The organism is Halomonas llamarensis (assembly GCF_023555005.1).
GTDB classification, from domain to species: Bacteria; Pseudomonadota; Gammaproteobacteria; order Pseudomonadales; family Halomonadaceae; genus Vreelandella; species Vreelandella llamarensis.
In genome coordinates, this window is the sequence record NZ_JAMJPJ010000087.1 from 1 (window position 1) to 838 (window position 838).

An 838-nucleotide genomic window follows, 5' to 3' on the forward strand; every position below is an offset into this window, starting at 1 on the left:
AATAGCGGGGTTCAACAAACTGGAACTGGTCGTGAATAACGTGAAATTCCAGGATGGGGAGCCCTTAACAGATCAGTCAGATAGGACCGCCGCCTAAACGGTCATACACAAAATTTGACAATAACTCTCCAAGCGCACCAGCACCCCGTTGCTGCCAAAGCCGCGCATACTTAAGGTTTGGCCATTGCGGCGGCCTTGCCCAGCCACATGCAGGCCGGGTTGACGGCTTAGCACGTCTTCCACTCGGCTGGCGGTGCCCAGCACGGCGTCATCGCGGTCGATTGTATCGATAATCAGCGGTGCCCGGGAAAGGTCGGTAGGCACTCGAGTACCGGTGACCGTTACTGGGTTAAGTTCGGCCTCATCTGCTTGAGCGGCTAACAGCGGAAGACAGGTTAACAAGAGGCCACCAAAAGCGCGTGTGTGGTTCATAAGCCAGAGAGTTCCAACAGAGGTAAGTGGAAGAGGTCGCTGGCTGGGTGCGATGGGCTACCTGGCTGGCGTTGCTTGATCAATCGTTAAATCAGGTGCTGCTTGGATGTTAAGCGCTTTAGGCGTTAAGGATTAGCTTGCCGCTTTTCGTGCGGCGCAATACGTAGCGGCGGTCTTCATGGTGGATAATCAGTTGCCCTGAACGGCCGAGTAACTCACTGCTATCCACTTCGCGGGGCGCAGATGCCGACGTATCTCCCCGGCGAGTGCCTTTATCGGTTAGGGCGTGTTGACGTTTGATCGAAGATGATTTGGCAGGATAGGGGCAAGCTCGCAGAATAGAGGTTCTCACGCCAACAAACTGCGAGCTTGCGATGCCCCGACAAATGCTCACGGATGAACACTG

General features: G+C 55.1%; 2 protein-coding genes. Both read right to left on the reverse strand.

The annotated features are described in order from the left end of the window. Positions 1-93: 93 nt before the first annotated feature. Positions 94-432, reverse strand: a complete 339-nt coding sequence (locus M8006_RS17680) for a TonB-dependent receptor plug domain-containing protein (RefSeq protein WP_250084525.1) — start codon at positions 430-432, stop codon at positions 94-96. A 118-nt stretch (positions 433-550) separates the two neighbouring features. Further along, a partial coding sequence (locus tag M8006_RS17685) for a hemin uptake protein HemP (protein ID WP_250084528.1) occupies positions 551-838 on the reverse strand: 288 nt, incomplete at its 5' end.

What these genes read in the sequence shown, in the direction of transcription:
- M8006_RS17680 (WP_250084525.1), bottom strand. Translation starts at nt 432, where the DNA reads ATGAACCACACACGCGCTTTTGGTGGCCTCTTGTTAACCTGTCTTCCG.